Origin of the sequence: Brevibacterium sp. FAM 24630 (genome assembly GCF_049804075.1) — a bacterium.
In the GTDB taxonomy this organism is placed as follows: domain Bacteria; phylum Actinomycetota; class Actinomycetes; order Actinomycetales; family Brevibacteriaceae; genus Brevibacterium.
Window position 1 is genome coordinate 1 of sequence record NZ_JBNBZD010000120.1, and the last position, 253, is coordinate 253.

Annotated in this window: 1 pseudogene; it reads left to right on the forward strand. The window is 60.1% G+C overall.

The window, feature by feature from the left end:
• Window positions 1-157: 157 nt before the first annotated feature.
• Window positions 158-253 (forward strand): annotated as a pseudogene (locus ACPUD7_RS17955) (ATP-binding protein); the annotation flags it as partial.

Below are 253 nucleotides of genomic sequence, written 5' to 3' on the forward strand. Positions count from 1 at the left end.
GGGCTATGAGATCCCTGCCCGGGCGATGGAGTCGTTCTTCGATCGCACCGAGACGGAATCATCGGCAGCCGACCGGGCTGCTTGAGGAAATAGTGTTCTCCTGTCGAAACAACTTGACACAGTCCAGATCGACCAGCGCGGCCTCGACCGTGACGTCATCGCTCAACTCGGAACCGCCTCGTTCATCACCCGGCAGCAAAACGTTGTGTTCCAGGGGTTCACCGGGTCTGGCAAGTCGTATCTGGGGTCGGCG